Source organism: Streptomyces sp. NPDC059010, from assembly GCF_042740355.1.
Lineage (GTDB): Bacteria > Actinomycetota > Actinomycetes > Streptomycetales > Streptomycetaceae > Streptomyces.
The window spans coordinates 1-14269 of sequence record NZ_JBHYJA010000010.1 but is presented as its reverse complement, the minus strand read 5'-3'; the positions used below and the strand labels follow the sequence as shown (position 1 = coordinate 14269).

Annotated in this window: 20 protein-coding genes; 18 read left to right on the top strand and 2 right to left on the bottom strand. The window is 69.4% G+C overall.

The window, feature by feature from the left end; translation table 11 throughout:
- Window positions 1-31 precede the first annotated feature (31 nt).
- Both ACFWYS_RS12325 and ACFWYS_RS12320 read left to right on the top strand, forming a co-directional pair.
- Window positions 32-460, top strand: a complete 429-nt coding sequence (locus tag ACFWYS_RS12325) for a GntR family transcriptional regulator (protein WP_384766326.1) — start codon at window positions 32-34, stop codon at window positions 458-460.
- 1 nt (window position 461) lies between these two features.
- Window positions 462-1028: an HD domain-containing protein gene (locus tag ACFWYS_RS12320; protein ID WP_384766323.1), complete on the top strand. Its 567-nt coding sequence runs from the start codon at window positions 462-464 to the stop codon at window positions 1026-1028.
- Here ACFWYS_RS12320 and ACFWYS_RS12315 read toward each other — a convergent pair.
- Both ACFWYS_RS12315 and ACFWYS_RS12310 read right to left on the bottom strand, forming a co-directional pair.
- The gene (locus tag ACFWYS_RS12315) at window positions 1016-1489 is read right to left on the bottom strand and encodes an NUDIX domain-containing protein (protein WP_384766320.1); all 474 of its coding nucleotides are present in this window, start codon (window positions 1487-1489) and stop codon (window positions 1016-1018) included. The genes ACFWYS_RS12320 and ACFWYS_RS12315 overlap by 13 nt on opposite strands.
- Before the next feature lie 2 nt (window positions 1490-1491).
- On the bottom strand, window positions 1492-2250 hold the full coding sequence (locus tag ACFWYS_RS12310) for a helix-turn-helix domain-containing protein (RefSeq protein WP_384766318.1): 759 nt from the start codon (window positions 2248-2250) through the stop codon (window positions 1492-1494).
- A 482-nt stretch (window positions 2251-2732) separates the two neighbouring features.
- Here ACFWYS_RS12310 and ACFWYS_RS12305 point away from each other — a divergent pair, with 482 nt between their 5' ends.
- The 16 genes from ACFWYS_RS12305 (at window position 2733) to ACFWYS_RS12230 (ending at window position 14141) form a co-directional block, all read left to right on the top strand.
- Complete coding sequence (locus tag ACFWYS_RS12305) at window positions 2733-3113, top strand: ATPase (RefSeq protein WP_384766315.1); 381 nt, start codon at window positions 2733-2735, stop codon at window positions 3111-3113.
- An 89-nt stretch (window positions 3114-3202) separates the two neighbouring features.
- Complete coding sequence (locus ACFWYS_RS12300; protein WP_384766312.1) at window positions 3203-3385, top strand: hypothetical protein; 183 nt, start codon at window positions 3203-3205, stop codon at window positions 3383-3385.
- Window positions 3386-3613: 228 nt separating this feature from the next.
- Window positions 3614-3961 carry a hypothetical protein gene (locus ACFWYS_RS12295; RefSeq protein ID WP_384766310.1) on the top strand — a complete coding sequence of 116 codons (348 nt, stop codon included), beginning with the start codon at window positions 3614-3616 and terminating at the stop codon, window positions 3959-3961.
- The gene (locus ACFWYS_RS12290) at window positions 3958-4968 is read left to right on the top strand and encodes a DUF2637 domain-containing protein (protein ID WP_384766307.1); all 1011 of its coding nucleotides are present in this window, start codon (window positions 3958-3960) and stop codon (window positions 4966-4968) included. Before ACFWYS_RS12295 ends, ACFWYS_RS12290 begins: the two co-directional genes overlap by 4 nt.
- Complete coding sequence (locus ACFWYS_RS12285; protein ID WP_384766304.1) at window positions 4968-5369, top strand: RRQRL motif-containing zinc-binding protein; 402 nt, start codon at window positions 4968-4970, stop codon at window positions 5367-5369. The genes ACFWYS_RS12290 and ACFWYS_RS12285 overlap by 1 nt, the downstream gene beginning before the upstream one ends.
- Window positions 5370-5371: 2 nt before the next feature.
- Window positions 5372-5689: a hypothetical protein gene (locus tag ACFWYS_RS12280; RefSeq protein ID WP_384766302.1), complete on the top strand. Its 318-nt coding sequence runs from the start codon at window positions 5372-5374 to the stop codon at window positions 5687-5689.
- 24 nt (window positions 5690-5713) lie between these two features.
- On the top strand, window positions 5714-6040 hold the full coding sequence (locus ACFWYS_RS12275; protein WP_384766300.1) for a hypothetical protein: 327 nt from the start codon (window positions 5714-5716) through the stop codon (window positions 6038-6040).
- Window positions 6041-6120: 80 nt separating this feature from the next.
- Window positions 6121-8361: a cell division protein FtsK gene (locus ACFWYS_RS12270; protein WP_384766297.1), complete on the top strand. Its 2241-nt coding sequence runs from the start codon at window positions 6121-6123 to the stop codon at window positions 8359-8361.
- A gap of 141 nt (window positions 8362-8502) precedes the next feature.
- Window positions 8503-8760, top strand: coding sequence for a hypothetical protein (locus ACFWYS_RS12265; protein WP_384766295.1), 258 nt, complete (start codon window positions 8503-8505; stop codon window positions 8758-8760).
- A gap of 15 nt (window positions 8761-8775) precedes the next feature.
- On the top strand, window positions 8776-8970 hold the full coding sequence (locus tag ACFWYS_RS12260) for a hypothetical protein (RefSeq protein WP_384766292.1): 195 nt from the start codon (window positions 8776-8778) through the stop codon (window positions 8968-8970).
- Between the two features lie 13 nt (window positions 8971-8983).
- Entirely contained in the window at window positions 8984-9589 is a 606-nt protein-coding gene (locus ACFWYS_RS12255; RefSeq protein WP_384766289.1) for a hypothetical protein, read from the top strand.
- A gap of 3 nt (window positions 9590-9592) precedes the next feature.
- Window positions 9593-10045: a hypothetical protein gene (locus ACFWYS_RS12250; RefSeq protein ID WP_384766286.1), complete on the top strand. Its 453-nt coding sequence runs from the start codon at window positions 9593-9595 to the stop codon at window positions 10043-10045.
- A gap of 86 nt (window positions 10046-10131) precedes the next feature.
- A complete protein-coding gene (locus ACFWYS_RS12245) occupies window positions 10132-11415 on the top strand; it encodes a DNA cytosine methyltransferase (RefSeq protein WP_384766284.1) in 1284 nt (427 codons plus the stop codon).
- Window positions 11416-11503: 88 nt separating this feature from the next.
- Window positions 11504-12412 (top strand): bifunctional DNA primase/polymerase, encoded by a 909-nt coding sequence (locus ACFWYS_RS12240; protein WP_384766282.1) that lies wholly within the window; start codon window positions 11504-11506, stop codon window positions 12410-12412.
- On the top strand, window positions 12409-12762 hold the full coding sequence (locus tag ACFWYS_RS12235) for a hypothetical protein (RefSeq protein ID WP_384766279.1): 354 nt from the start codon (window positions 12409-12411) through the stop codon (window positions 12760-12762). Before ACFWYS_RS12240 ends, ACFWYS_RS12235 begins: the two co-directional genes overlap by 4 nt.
- The gene (locus ACFWYS_RS12230; RefSeq protein ID WP_384766277.1) at window positions 12759-14141 is read left to right on the top strand and encodes a phage/plasmid primase, P4 family; all 1383 of its coding nucleotides are present in this window, start codon (window positions 12759-12761) and stop codon (window positions 14139-14141) included. Before ACFWYS_RS12235 ends, ACFWYS_RS12230 begins: the two co-directional genes overlap by 4 nt.
- Window positions 14142-14269 lie beyond the last annotated feature (128 nt).

Genomic DNA, 14269 nt, shown 5'->3' with positions numbered 1-14269 from the left:
GTCCCAGCAGGCTAGCCCTCGGGGGACCTTCTTGCAGATCGCGGAGGTGGTGAAGGGGCAGATCCAAGCAGACCCGCAGATGACGCAGCTTCCGGCCGCCGGAGACCTTATGCGTGATCACGGTGTCTCGCGCGGCGTAGTGCTCCGCGCGTTCAAGGAGCTTCAGGCGGATGGAGTTGCTGAACCGGTGCGGGGCGGCCGGTGGCGGGTAGTACGTCAGGGCGAGCAGGTCGACCGGCGACCGCTGGAGGAGCGCATTGCCGACATCATCGCGACCGAAGGGTTCGAGGTGGGCGCCAAGTTCCTCAGTGCGTCCGACCTGATGGGCAGGTTCAAGGTCTCTCGGCCGACCGTGACCAAGGCTCTCGACAAGCTCGAAGCCGCCGGCGTGCTGGTGAGTGAAGGTCAAGGCAAGGTGCGGACGGTCCGCGCTATGCCGAACCGAGAGGAGCGTTCGTAGCTTGTCGACGTTGACGGAGTGGGCCTATCCGCTCGCGGAGTCCCTGCTGGCTGAGCCGCTGCCGCGACGCTGGCAGCACTGCTTGGGCGTCGCCGAGAGGGCGCGCACGATCGCGCTCATCCTCGGGGAGGACGCCGAGTTGCTGGAAGCCGCGGCAGTCCTGCACGACATCGGCTACGCGCCCGACCTTGCCAAGACCGGCTTTCACCCCCTTGACGGCGCTCGCTACCTCCGGGACGTCGCGAACGCCGACGAGCGGGTCGTGCACCTGGTGGCCCACCACTCCTGTGCGTGGATGGAGGCCGATGCGCGCGGCTTGCGCGAGGAGCTGGAGGGGGAGTTCCCTCGCGAGAGCGCGCACCTGAACGACGCTCTCTGCTTCTGCGACATGAACACGACGCCCGACGGCACGCCCACGAACCCTGTGGATCGGATCAACGAGATTGCCGGCCGCTACGGGCCTGACAGCCTGATCGGCACGTTCATTCGTCGCGCTGAACCCGAGATCCTGGCGAGTACCGCGCGCGTACTTGAGAAGGTCGCCGACGCCAAGCGTCAGCCGATGTAGGGCGCTGTCCGGGCCCGGTCCATCGCGTGCTCGATGCGGAGCCGCATGGTGGGGTGGATGTCCAACTCCCGCAGGTCCGTTGGGTTGACCCAACGGACCTGCGTCGTCTCGTTGCTCGTACGCAGCTCGCCGCCGACAGGGCGTGCACGGAAGCAGATGCTGAACTGCTGACGGACTTCGCCATCGTCGTACTGCATGACGTGGCCAGGGTCGGTGTAGATCCCGGACATGTCGACGACTTCGGCCTTGATGCCTGTCTCTTCCCAGACCTCACGGACCACTGTGTCGCTGATGGACTCGCCCGCGTCGTGGCCGCCGCCCGGCAATGCCCAGCGCCCGTTGTCTGAGCGCTGAATCATGAGCACCTGGCCTGCATCGTTCTGGACGAACGCCACGACCGAAGGCACGACCGAGTTGGCCGGCGGTGCGTCGGGGTCGTGCAGGTAGTCAATGCGTCCCATGGTCAGGCTCCCGTGATGTCGAGGTCCGTCGCCTGGCGAGCGCCTCCCCAGGTCTGTTCGATGCTATTCGCATAGGTGTCGAACAGGCCGCCGCCCGGCATGCGGCGCAGGTGGAAGACGGGAGCCATGTAGGCGCCGATGCCGTAGACGTGGGGGTTGACGAGCATCTCGTCGTCGGACCGGTAGATGGAGTTGTAGAGAGTCGTGCCGTGCAAGCGGAAGCTGATCTCAGGGTGGCTCTCGAAGAGCGGCCGGTAGTTCAACAGTGCGTTCCGGATCTTGCCGTCCATGATCCGGTGCCCCTCGTCTATGCCACGCTGCCGAACGGCCTCACAGTCAGGGTCACCAAGCAGGATGCGCACCTGGGTGGTCCCCTCGACCTTCTTCTTCAGAAGGTCGATGAACAGAGGGTCCTCCGAGAGGAAGAGCCCTGAGTAGACGAGGACGTCAAGGTTCCTGTCGGCTCGCGCGTACATCTCGCGCCACAAGCCCGGGGGCACCGTGTGGCGGTGCGGGTAGACCGCCACAATCTCCGCCTTGGTCAGGTCTGTTGCAGTCTCCAGCGCGCGGCCGTCGTCCCACAGCGTCGTCACGTCGACCTTGAGGGCTGCGGCCGTGGCGTACTGGTGTCGGCGATACGGCACCTTCCCTTGCGTGATCCAACGTTCGACGGTCTTCGGGTTGACCTTGATCTCGTCGGCCAGGTCCTGAACGGTCATGCCGCGTGCCAACAGGGCTGAACGCAAACGCTCGTTGGACATCTGCCCACCTCTGAGGGACATCTAGGGACCTCTGACCGTGCCAGAAGTCCGCAAGGTTTCCAAGTAGGGGGTAACGAACTCCCCTGACCTGCGGCGATTCTGAATGTGCGCCAAGAAGTCCCGGCGCAAAACCCAGGAAGTTCAGTGCTCGTACTTGACGGACCCCTATGCGGTACCTGTAAAACAGGTACCGCATCAGCCGAACGGGATCGCTCGGCAGGAAGGCGGCTACAACCGCGCGCCTCCGGCCCCGCATCGGTCGCTGTTTGAGAACGCCCCACCGCTGGTGGAGCTGCATATGTGGGCATCTGAGCCGTCTCCCCCGAAGTGACGGCCGCGCGGCTGTAAGGCCGCGCACCTGCACGAATTCACCCCTCCGCAGCGGGCTCTGCCTGCGCTGCGGCCGGTTGCCTCCTCCGCTCGTCTCGCACGAGCGGGGCTGAGGGGAGCCGGAACACCCCTTCTCTTCCTGGGAGTCCTTCATGGCTGTTGTCGAGATCGTTTCGTTCGGCTACCTGCACGACGCCCCGCCGGCCGCGCATCTGACCATTGACCTGCGTCACCACTTCCGCGACCCGCACGTGTCGCCGGAGCTGCGCTACATGACCGCCGACGACGAGCCGGTCCGCACTGCCGTGCTGAACACTCCTGGCATCACGGACCTGGTGGAGGCCACCGCAACGGCGGTCACTGCGTTCGCCTCCGGCCCTTCCGCCGGGACCGTGACGGTCGCTGACGGATGTGCCGGTGGCCGTCACCGTGCCCCGACCTTCGCCCGCGCCCTGGCCGCGCGGCTGACCGCCGCCGGTCACGCGGTGAGCGTCTGCCACCGCGACATGGCCAAGGACGTCGTGCAGCGCTGACGACTGCCCGCGCCGCAGGACCGAGTTCCTGCGGCAAGGGGAGTCGGCCAGAGCGGCCGGCCCAACTCATCTACCAAGGAGCGTTGTTCATGGGCAAGCACAACAGCGACACCAACGGCCCCACCACGTCCGGCGAGACTGTCATCCACTCCAGCCACACGACCACCGACGCCAGCGGGCGCACCCACACGGAGACCCACACGGTCGTCCAGGGCCCCGGCAGCATCGTGGTCAACGGCGACAACCACGGCGGCATCCAGCAGAGCTTCTGATCTCTGCCCGCCACGCCCGTCTGGCACGGCCAGGGCCACCTACGGCCAAGGCACCCAGTACTCCCGCAGCATCGTCCCGGCGTTCTGCCGTGAAGGGCGCCGGATCGAATCCGGCCCGGGGCACTCTCCCTTGCCGCGCTGCGGCTCGGGTTCTTCCGGAGCAGTCGTCGTCTCACCAACACGCCTGCGGCTGCTCCGGCTCCCGTCCCTCCCATGTCAGGAGCTTTCATGCGTGCGTACATCGGCCGTCAACAGGCCGTCTCTGCCGAGGACTTCGCGGAACTGGCGCTCGGTACCCCGGTTGAGCTGTGGCTCGGGGTGGAGGGCGAACCCAGCGAGGAATGCCCGCCCTGCAAGAACCGTGCCGAGGGCGACAGGCTGTGCGCGGTCTGCGCAGAGCGTGCGGCCCGTCTGGACGCGGCGCGCGACATCCTTGCCGACAACCCGGACCTTCCCGACGACCTGCTCCGCATGGCTGCTGAGGTCATCGAGGAGCACCCGGACCTGTTCGACGTCATCCCGCTCAGCCGTCCCGCCCGGCGTCGCCGCTCGGCACACAAGGGGGTTGCGGCATGACCACCACGGCTCTTACCCCCAAGGCGCCCCCGTCCGGGGTGCCGCCGCTGACCCGTCCGGAAATGGGGCTCGCCGGATTCGGCGCGCTCGCTGCGGCCGGTGTAGGCGCGCTCGGTCTGATCGCCTCCTTCGACGCCGTGTCCGAGGCTGCGGCTCGTTGGGGGTTCGGTGAGCCGTGGATGTTGCCGGTCGGTATCGACGTTGCCATCCCGGTGTTCACCGTCGCCAACCTGTTGCTGATCCGCATGGATATGGCGCTGGCGTGGGTGCGGTTCGTGCCCTGGGTGCTCACCCTGGTCACCTGCGGGTTGAACGTCGCCGCCGGAAACTCCCTGTGGGCAAAGGTCGCGCACGGCACGATGCCCCTGCTGTGGGTGGTGTTCTCCGAGATCGGAGCGCACATCTACGCCGTCCGCATCGGCGCCGCCGTCGGCCGCCGTATGGAGAAGATCCGCTGGTCCCGCTGGCTGATGGCTCCGCTGTCGACGTTCGCGCTGTGGCGGCGCATGACGCTGTGGGAGGTCACCTCCTACAGCGTGGCGCTCACCTGCGAGCGGGAACGGCTGTTGGCCCGCGCTGACCTGCACGAGACGTACGGCTGGAAGTGGCGTTGGAAGACGCCACGGCGTGATCGCGTGATGCTGCGCATGGGCGAACTGGCCCCCGCCATCGAGCAGGAGACGCCCGCTGAGCCCCGGGTGGAGATTCCGCCGGCACCTCCGGCCGAGCCCAAGCGGCGCCCGCCCCGCCGCACTCCGGCCAAGGGCAAGGGCAAGGCTCAGCGCACCTTCGAGGACGCGCTGACCGAGGCCCGCAACGTCACCGTGGGCTGGACGGACGGGGAGCTGACCGCGGACCGTCTGCGCACCACGCTGCATGTCTCGCAGGCCAATGCCCGCAAGCTGCGCGACACCCTGAAGGGCGAGCGCGCCGACGGCCGTCCGCTGCACGCGGTGGACGCCCCGGAAGGCCAGGGGGGCCAGGAGCCCGCGGCTGAGGCCGCCTGATGCCCGCGGCATTCGGCAAGTGCTTCGACCCTTCCGGCAGCCGGTACGGCATCCCCACCTACCCGTGGCGCTACGCCCCCGACGGGCTCGCCACACGCCGCCAGCTCCGCGCCCGCGGCTTACGTCCGGGCGGTCAGTCGATCGCGGCTCAGGTGCTGCGCCCGCGCTACCGGCGCGGCCCGCTGGTCGCCTACCTCTACCGCATCGACCGTTCCAAACCCGTGCGGCCGATGACGCCGGGCAAGCGCGCCGCGCTCGCCAAGGCGATGCGCGCCCGCCGCACCTGCCCGAGCTGCCGCACCGACGCGGGCTACGTCATCCCCAGCTCGCTCGGCATGTGCGTGCCCTGCGCCTTCCCCGACACCCCCATCACCGTGCACGACACCCCGAGGAGTACCTGACCATGGGCAAGCCCAACACCCGCCGTCTCGACCGCGAGATTCAGCAGGCGACCCGAAAGCTCGACGCGGCCTGCAAGGGCGAGATGTGGCCGCTCACTGGTGCCGAGAAGCGGGCGGTGGTCCGGGCTCTGGCCGGTGGCTCGTACAAGGTCGTGCGAGGCAAGAGCACCAGCCGTGCTGACCGCAAGCTGGAGACGCTGTGGACCTCGGTCCAGACCCGACTGAAGTCGGAGCTCACCGCCTTGCAGACGGCGCGGCAGCGGCTCGTGAGCGAGGCCGCCTCCGCGAAGGCCGCCAAGAAGTCGTCCATCTGGTGGTGACAGCCCCCAAGGAGGAGTTCAGGCATGAGCCTGAAATGGATCAACCGTCTGTTCCGCGGCTTGGGTGGCTCGCTCGGTCAGCCGCTCCCGGTCGACTCAGCGCGGGTCGTCTCCCTGACCGGCAGCAGGTTCGGCGTTCACGGCGTGATCCCGGGGTCCCACGCCCGCTTCGAGGTCGGCCGACGCCGGGCATGGGGACACGACGTCTGCGTCTATCCGACCACCGGCCGCGACGGCACCCCGTTGACGGTCATCTACACCCGCGTCGCCTACGCCGACGACCCCGGCCTTGAAGTCCTTATCACGGTCTTCGAGTTCCCCGCGGGCAGCGCACTCCCGTCCGGCTTGTAAGCACACGGGCCCGGCCGCTCACCTCCTACAGCGACGGCCAGGCCCGCTCTCCCTCACACCCGAAAGTGGAAGGACCTTCAGTGAAGCACCCCGACGACGACAACGAACTCTTCAACCGGCTCGAAGCCGAGATGAACGCCGACTCCCGCCCCGACTCCGGGGGCGAGGTAGTCGACCTCGGCAAGGCGCGGTCGGCCCGCGCCGGGTCGGCCGACCCGAATGCCCGACCCGACGCCGACGCGGCGGCCGACTCCGACGCGGACCGGTCGGGTGCCGAGTCGGGCGACCCGACCGCGCGCGTGATGGTCGACCAGTCGGCCCCGACCGCGTCCGGTCCGGGCTACCTCGGTCGGCTGCTCGCCGCCAGGCGCCGCCCGGTCGTCCCTGTGTGGCTCAAGTCCGTAGCGGAGCTGAAGACTGCATCGGCGTGGGTGGCCCGGCACTACGCCCACTCGCTCGGCTACCACGCGCTGCGCTCCCCGGTCTACGCCGCCCGCCTCACCCTGCAAGCCCCGTCCGGGGCCGCGAAGTTCGTGGGTGGCACGATGCGGTGGGTGGCCGACCGTGAGGGCGAGCCGGTCCGGCTCGCCGCGGTCCGCCGCGAGGATGCTGCCGAGTACCTGAAGCTGTCGCGCCAGCGTGATGGTCGGGTCCGACTCCGGACCCTGGTGGCCGTGCTCGCGATGTTCATCGGGCTGGGCTCCGCGCTCGCCATCTATGTGCTTGCCCCCGACTGGCTTCAGGCTCTGTCGGTCGGTGCGGTCGTGCTGGCGCTCGGGTTCGCCGGCCGCAAGGCGGATGACCCGGTCATCCACCGGGCGGTGGAACTGCCCGCGGCGGTCAAGCTCACCTCGGACATCGTGCTGCGGGCGCTCGGCTCGCTCGGCATCCCCGCCATCAACCAGGCTCAGGGCAAGGGCCGTGACGGGTTCGAGTTCACCGCCCCGATCACCCGCGACGGCCCCGGCTGGCGCGCGGAGGGCAACCTGCCGTTCGGCGTGACAGTGACGGACATCATCGAGCGGCGCGAACGCCTCGCCTCGGGGCTGCGCCGCCCGCTGGGCTGTGTGTGGCCGGAGGGGGTGCCGAACGAGCACACCGGGCATCTGGTGCTGTGGGTCGGTGACCAGGACATGTCCCAGGCGAAGAAGCCGGTGTGGCCGCTGTTGAAGTCCGGTCGCACGGACCTGTTCAGGCCGGTCGCGTTCGGCACCGACCAGCGCGGACGCTGGGTCGAGATCACGCTCATGTACATCGCGGCCGTGATCGGCGCGATTCCGCGCATGGGCAAGACGTTCCTGCTCAGGCTGCTGCTGCTCATCGCCGCTCTGGACCCGCGCGCGGAGCTGCACACCTACGACCTGAAGGGCACCGGCGACCTGGACCCGGTCGGTAACGCCGTCTCGCACCGGCACCGGGCCGGGGACGAGGAGGAGGACATCGAGTACGCGGTGCGGGACCTGCGCGCGCTGCGCGAGGAACTGCGCCGCCGGGCGAAGATGATCCGCACCCTGCCGCGGGACATCTGCCCCGAGTCCAAGGTGACCTCCCAGCTTGCGGACATGAAGCAGTTGGGACTGCACCCGATCGTGGTTGGGGTGGATGAGTGCCAGGTCTGGTTCGAGCACGACAAGTACGGCAAGGAACTCGAAGAGATCTGCACCGACCTGGTCAAACGCGGTCCGGCCACCGGGATCGTGCTGCTGCTCGCCACCCAGCGCCCGGACGCGAAGGCACTGCCCACCGGCATCTCCGCGAACGCCTCGGCACGGTTCTGCCTGAAGGTCATGGGCCAGCTGGAGAACGACATGGTCCTCGGCACCTCCGCCTACAAGCGGGGCGTGCGGGCCACCATGTTCAGCTGGGGTGACAAGGGCATCCACTACTTCGTCGGCGAAGGCGCGGACGCCCGCATCGTCGGCTCCGTCTACGTGGACGCCCCGGCCGCCGAAGCCATCGGCGCCCGCGCCCGCAAGGCCCGCGAACTCGCCGGCACCCTCACCGGTCACGCGCTCGGGGAAGAGCCGGAGCAGGACGCGTCCAGCGCGTATGACCTGCTGCGCGACATCCTCGCCGTCGTCCCCGCCGACGAGCCCAAGGTGTGGTCCGAGACCGTCGTCGCCCGCCTCGCCGACCTGCGTGAGGACGTCTACGACGGATGGGACCCCGAGGGACTCGCCGCCGCGCTCAAGCCGCACGGCGTCTCCACCATCCAGGTCGGGCGCCGGGTCAACGGCAAGGTCGTCAACCGGCGCGGCATCGACCGCTCCCACATCACCGCCGCGATTGCGGAGCGTGACGGAAACCGGGACGCGGGCTGAGTATCCGGGGCCGCTAGCGCTAGCGGCACACCACGCTAACGTTAGCGGCCCCGCTAGCGCCCCAAACCCACTCTGATCAGGCCGCTAGCGGATAGCGGCCCATCTGCGGAATCCCTCAAAACCCGCCCCGGAGGGCCCTCCATGCCCCTGACCCTGCTCGCTATCACCCTGCTTCTCGGCGTAACGCTGTGTTACATGGCCGTGTGTGCGGCCTCGCCGTTCGGGACCTGCCGCAAGTGCTCCGGCTGGGGCTTTGCCATGAAGACCGACCGCAAGGGCCGCATGAAGCGGGGCAAGGACTGCCGCCGCTGCAAGGCGACCGGCAAGCGCATACGCGTCGGCCGCTGGCTCTACAACCGCTTCGCCCGCATCTACCGCGCCGGCACCAACACCCCCTGACCGAAAGGCTTCCCGATGATCCTCAGCATCTCCGCCGTGCTGCTGTTCGGCGCCGCCTCCGCACTCGCCGTCAAGACCGGCTCCGCCGGGGGCGGCGCCGCCCTGGTGCTGTTCCTGTTCGGCTTCTTCGCCGCCGGGACCGGCGCGTACGAGCCCATCCACAACCTCGTGCAGGCATCCGCCGACGCCCTGTCCGCGCTCGGCAACTGACGGGAGAGATCTCGTGAATGACGCCACCGTCGCCCGGCACTGGCTCGCCGCCGCACTGCCCAAAGCCGCGCCCGCCCTGGCCACCACGACCGTGCTCGCACTCGCCCGGATCTGGAACGCCAACGGCGCCGAACACTCCATCGGCAACGCCGTATTGATGACCGCACTGTCTCTCAGCGCCGCCGCTGCGGGCGTGGCCGCGGGCAACGCAACCGGGGACTCGGTCCTCGTCGGGACCGCGTTCGCCGCCTCCGGCGCCCTCGCCTTCGCCGGGGTCGCCGGATACTCCGACGGACTCTCGCTGCCCCTGCTGCTGTGGTCGCTCGCCACCGCTGGCGCCTACGGGCTCGCCGCCCGCTACTGGCGCACCGACCGCCGCGAACGCACCGCGCACGACCGGGATATGAGCGAGCGGCGCGAGGAGCACGCCCACATCGAACGCATCGAAACCCTCCGCGCCACCACCGAGATCGAGGTGGCCCGCACCGGCGCCGCCTACGCCGAACAACTCGCCCAGGCACTTGTCACCCGCGCCGCGCTGCCCGGCTTCGACCCCACCGCGCTGGAACGCGCCGGCCTTCCCGCACTGCCCGCCGTCGACACCAGCAAGGAGTACTGACCCATGTTCGAGATCCGCATCATCTGCGACCGGTCCGACACCGACCGCATCACGGACGCCCTGTCGCAGGCCTTCACCGTCGGCCGCGTAAGCCAGTACCCCACCCGCGGCGGCGAGCGGCTGCGCCTGTACGTCACGGCTGAACACCACAGCAACACCGGCCCGTGGCCCAGCCCGGAAGAGGCCTACGCGCTCGCCCCGAGCATCCTCAGCGAGATTGGATGGACCGGCGGGCAAGCCGCCAACCAGCCGTACGGCACCCCGAGGCCGCGTGACTACTGGCTCCGCAAAGCCGCGTTGCTGGACCGCATCGCCCTCCAGGAAGCCAGCGCCGACGCAGCCGAGGCGGCGACCTGGGAAGCAGAGCGGCTGATGAGCCTGGACGACGCCGGCGTCATCTGCGACCCGCGGCACTACGTCCGTCAGCAGTACGCCCACTGGATCAACAACCAGTAGCTACGCCCGGGGCGGGCGCCGTCTCACCACAAGCCCGCGCCCGCCCCGGCTCTCCCGTCCCTCCAAGAGAGCAGGAGACCTCCAGCATGACCCATCACCCCGCCGTGCCGTCGGACGGCGGCAACATCAGCCTGTGCACCGGCTCCGGTGCGCTGGACCTGGCCGTAGAAGCCGTCACCGGCCTGCCCACGACCCTGGTCGGCGAGAAGGACCCGGCCGCTTCCCGGCTGCTCGCCGACCGCATGCCCGGGACCCGCAACCTGGGCGACATCACGGCGGTCGACTGGCCGGCGCTGGCCGCCACGGTGCCGCGCCCGGCGGCACTCACCGCAGGCTTCCCATGCCAGAACATCTCCAACGCCGGACCTAGGGACGGGATCGCCGGTGACCGCTCCGGACTCTGGAAAACCATCGCCCGCGCCGTTCGCCATCTTCGACCCCGATACGTCTTCCTGGAAAACGTCGCCGCCCTCCGCAGCCGCGGACTCGACGTCGTCGCCGCCGACCTGGCCGCGATCGGGTACGACGCGCGGTGGATGTGCCTACGCGCTGGAGATCCCGAAGTCGGAGCCTGCCACCGCCGCGACCGCTGGTTCGCCGTCGCGTATCCCGCTGCTGAAGACCCCCACCTCCCAACTCGGACGCAACGGCGGACCCCAGCACCCGGACAAGCGCAAGGCCGGCGGGCACGGGCCCACGCTGGAGGACGAAGTGGTCTTCTTGCTGCCCCCGACCGGCGCCTGAGGCTGCTGCCCACCCCCGCCGCCTGCGACGGAACCGGCGGCCCCGGAACCTCCCCCAAGCGCCAGGGCGGAATGAACCTGCGCACCGCCGTCACCCTGCTGCCCACCCCCGCCGCGAGGGACTGGAAGTCCGGCGCCTCCAACCTGCTCGGGACCAACTCCCGTCCGCTGAACGAGGTGGTGGTCAACCTGCTGCCCACCCCGACCGCGAGCCGCTACGGCCGCAACCGGTCCGCATCGCAGGGTGCGAGCTCGCGCCCGTCCATCGAGTACCTGGCCCGCGACCTGGCCGACAGCCGTCAGTGGCTGGCCACCAACGGCACCGACTACGGACCCGCCATCCACCGCTGGGAAACCGTCCTGGGACGCCCCGCCCCGGAGCCGACCGAGCCGGGCACCAAGGGCAACCGCCGCCTGTCCCCGGCCTTCGTGGAATGGATGATGGGCGCCGATCCAGGCTGGGTGACCGGTACGGACCTGGGCCTGTCCCGCTCCGACCAGCTCAAAATCCTCGGCAACGGCGTGGTCATCCACCAAGCCGCGCTCGCCTACCGCACTCTGCTCACCGCCGACGCCCCTGAGGTCGTGGACCCCGCCCCCACCCAGCTCGCCCTGGACATCGCCTAAACACGCGCCCGAGGCGGGCGCCGTCTCACCACAAGCCCGCGCCCGCCCCGGTCCTCCCGTCCCTCCAAGAGAGCAGGAGACATCCAGCATGACCCATAACCCCCGTTCCGCGCTGCTCCGCGCGGCCCTGGATGCCGCCGAGCGCGGCTGGTCCGTCTTCCCGCTGCGTCCCGGCGACAAGCGGCCCGCCCTGCACGGTGAGGCCACCTGCACCTTCACAGGCGCGTGCGCGGCCGGTCACCTGAAGTGGGAGCAGCGTGCCACTCGCGAGCCCGAGCGCATCCGCACCGCCTGGTGGCACACGCCCTACAACGTCGGCATTGCCACCGGTCCGTCCCGGCTGCTCGTGGTCGACCTCGACATGCCCAAGTACAAGGGCAGTTCGGACGCGCCTTGCGGCGCGGCGACCTTCGCAGCGCTCTGCGAGCGCGCCGGACACGCCGTCCCTCACACCTACCGGGTGCGGACCGCGAGCGGCGGACAGCATCTGTACTTCACCGTCCCCGACGACGTCCGACTGTCCAACACCGCAGGAACCATCGGGAAGTTGGTCGACACCCGGGCGCGGGGCGGATACGTCGTCGCCGCCGGCAGCATCACCACCACCGGAACCTATGAGCCGCTGAGCGGCTCTGTGGCGGCCCCTCTGCCTCCGTGGCTGCTGACCATCCTGCGACCCGCCCCCAAGCCCGCACAGACCCCCACAGGGCCCGTTTCGGGTCAATCATGTCGATATGCGGATGTAGCGCTCACCAACGAAGCGTGGAACGTGGCCACCGCGGCGGACGGTACCCGCAACGCCACGCTGCTGCGCGCCGCACGCGCTCTGGGACGGCTGATCTCGTCCGGCGACCTCACCCGCACACAGGTTGAGCAGGCTCTTAGTAAGGCAGCGGCCGGTAACGCTTCTCAGCCGCAGCGCTACTACGACGACGTGATCCGTCGCGGCCTGGACTGGTCCATCGCTCACAACCCCGCCCGAGGCAGGACGCGATGACCAGCCCCTCCGCCTCTAAGAGCCTCACCCACACCCCGACCGGCCCGCGCGCCGCCGGACCGGCCGCACCCCAGACGGCCGAGGGCGAGCCGAAAGGCGCCGCCCGCAAGGGCGTCCGAACTGCTCTTCGCTCTGACCCGCAGCAGGGCGACGGACGGTACATCGTCGCCGTCCTGCACATCTGCGCACCCCTGTCCGGCGCGACCCCGACCGCCACGTCTAAGTGCCTGTGCGGCAGGGACCGCAGCGCCGTCGGTCGCAAGCGTGTGCTCGCCCTGATCGCCGACCACGAATCCCACCGCGATGCCTGCCCGCTCCCGAGCTCCCTGGAAGGGAGGGCCGCCGCATGACTGACGTGGAAAAACTCCCCCCGCCCGCCAACCCGTTGGCGGTTGCCCGCCGCCTGCTTCCCGACTGGCAGACCGAGGACGAACAGCTGGTGTGCCGACGCTGGCGCGGCTCATGGATGCGCTGGACCGGTACGTCATGGCGGGAGCTGGACGAAGCGCAGATGCGCGCAACCATGTACACCCGCCTGGAACACGCGGTCTACCTCGCCCCCGGCAAGGACGACCAGCCCGAAGAACGGGACTGGGCACCGACCAAGCAGAAAATCAGCAACCTGCTCGATGCCCTCGGCGCCATCACCCTGTTGCCCACGGACATCGACGCCCCGGCCTGGCTCGACACCAACGACGCGGCCAACGAGGACTGGGGGCCGATCGTCGCGTGTGACAACGGGCTGCTGCGCATCCGCGACCGCGCCTTACTCCCGCACGGCCCCAACTTCTTCAACCTCGTCTCCGTCCCCTTCGCCTACGACCCCGCCGCCACCGCCCCGACCTGGGAACGGTTCCTGGCCCAGATCTGGCCCAACGATCCCGCCGCCATCCGTGCAGTTCAGGAGTGGTTCGGCTACGTCCTGTCCGGCCGCACCGACCAACAGAAGATCCTGCTCATGGTCGGCCCGTCCCGCTCCGGCAAGGGCACCATCGCCCGCGTCCTCAAAGAGCTGGTCGGCAAGGAGAACCTCGCCGGACCGACCCTGGCCGGTCTGGGCACGAACTTCGGACTGGCCACCCTGGTCGGCAAACCACTCGCGGTCATCTCGGACGCCCGTCTGTCCGGCAACGACAACAGCCAAGTCGTGGAACGGCTGTTGACGATCTCCGGTGAGGACACCATCGACATCGACCGCAAGTACCGCGAGGCATGGACAGGGCGGCTCCCCACCCGGCTGATGCTCCTGTCCAACGAACTCCCGCACTTCGGCGACGCATCCGGCGTCATCGCCCGCCGATTCGTCGTGCTGAACATGACGGTCTCGTGGCTCGGCAAGGAAGACACCAGCCTCACCGACCGCCTCGCCGCAGAAATGCCCGGCATCCTCAACTGGGCCCTGGAAGGGCTCGCCCGGCTGGAGTCCACGGGCCGGATCACCGAACCGAGTTCCAGCCGTGAAGCGGTCACGACCATGCAGGACACCGCCTCACCGACATCCGCGTTCGTCCGCGAACGATGCGCCACCGGCCCCACATGCAGCGTCCCCGTGGACGACCTGTGGGCCGTCTGGCGGGAGTGGGCCGAGGACAACAACGTGCGGTCCGGAACGAAACAGGTCTTCGGCCGCAACCTCCTGTCCGTCGTCCCCCAGCTGAACCGCAGTCGACCCCGCGCTCCATCGGGCGAGCGGCTCGCCGTCTACAACGGCATCGCCCTCAGCGGTTGAGTCCGCATTCCCCAGGGTCGCGGCCCATCGCGACCCACTACGCCTGACCTGCGGCTTCCCCCAAGCCTGATCTCAGTCCATCGCGGCCCACCGCCCTTTATGGGGGGGGGGCCGGGAGGTGATAGGTT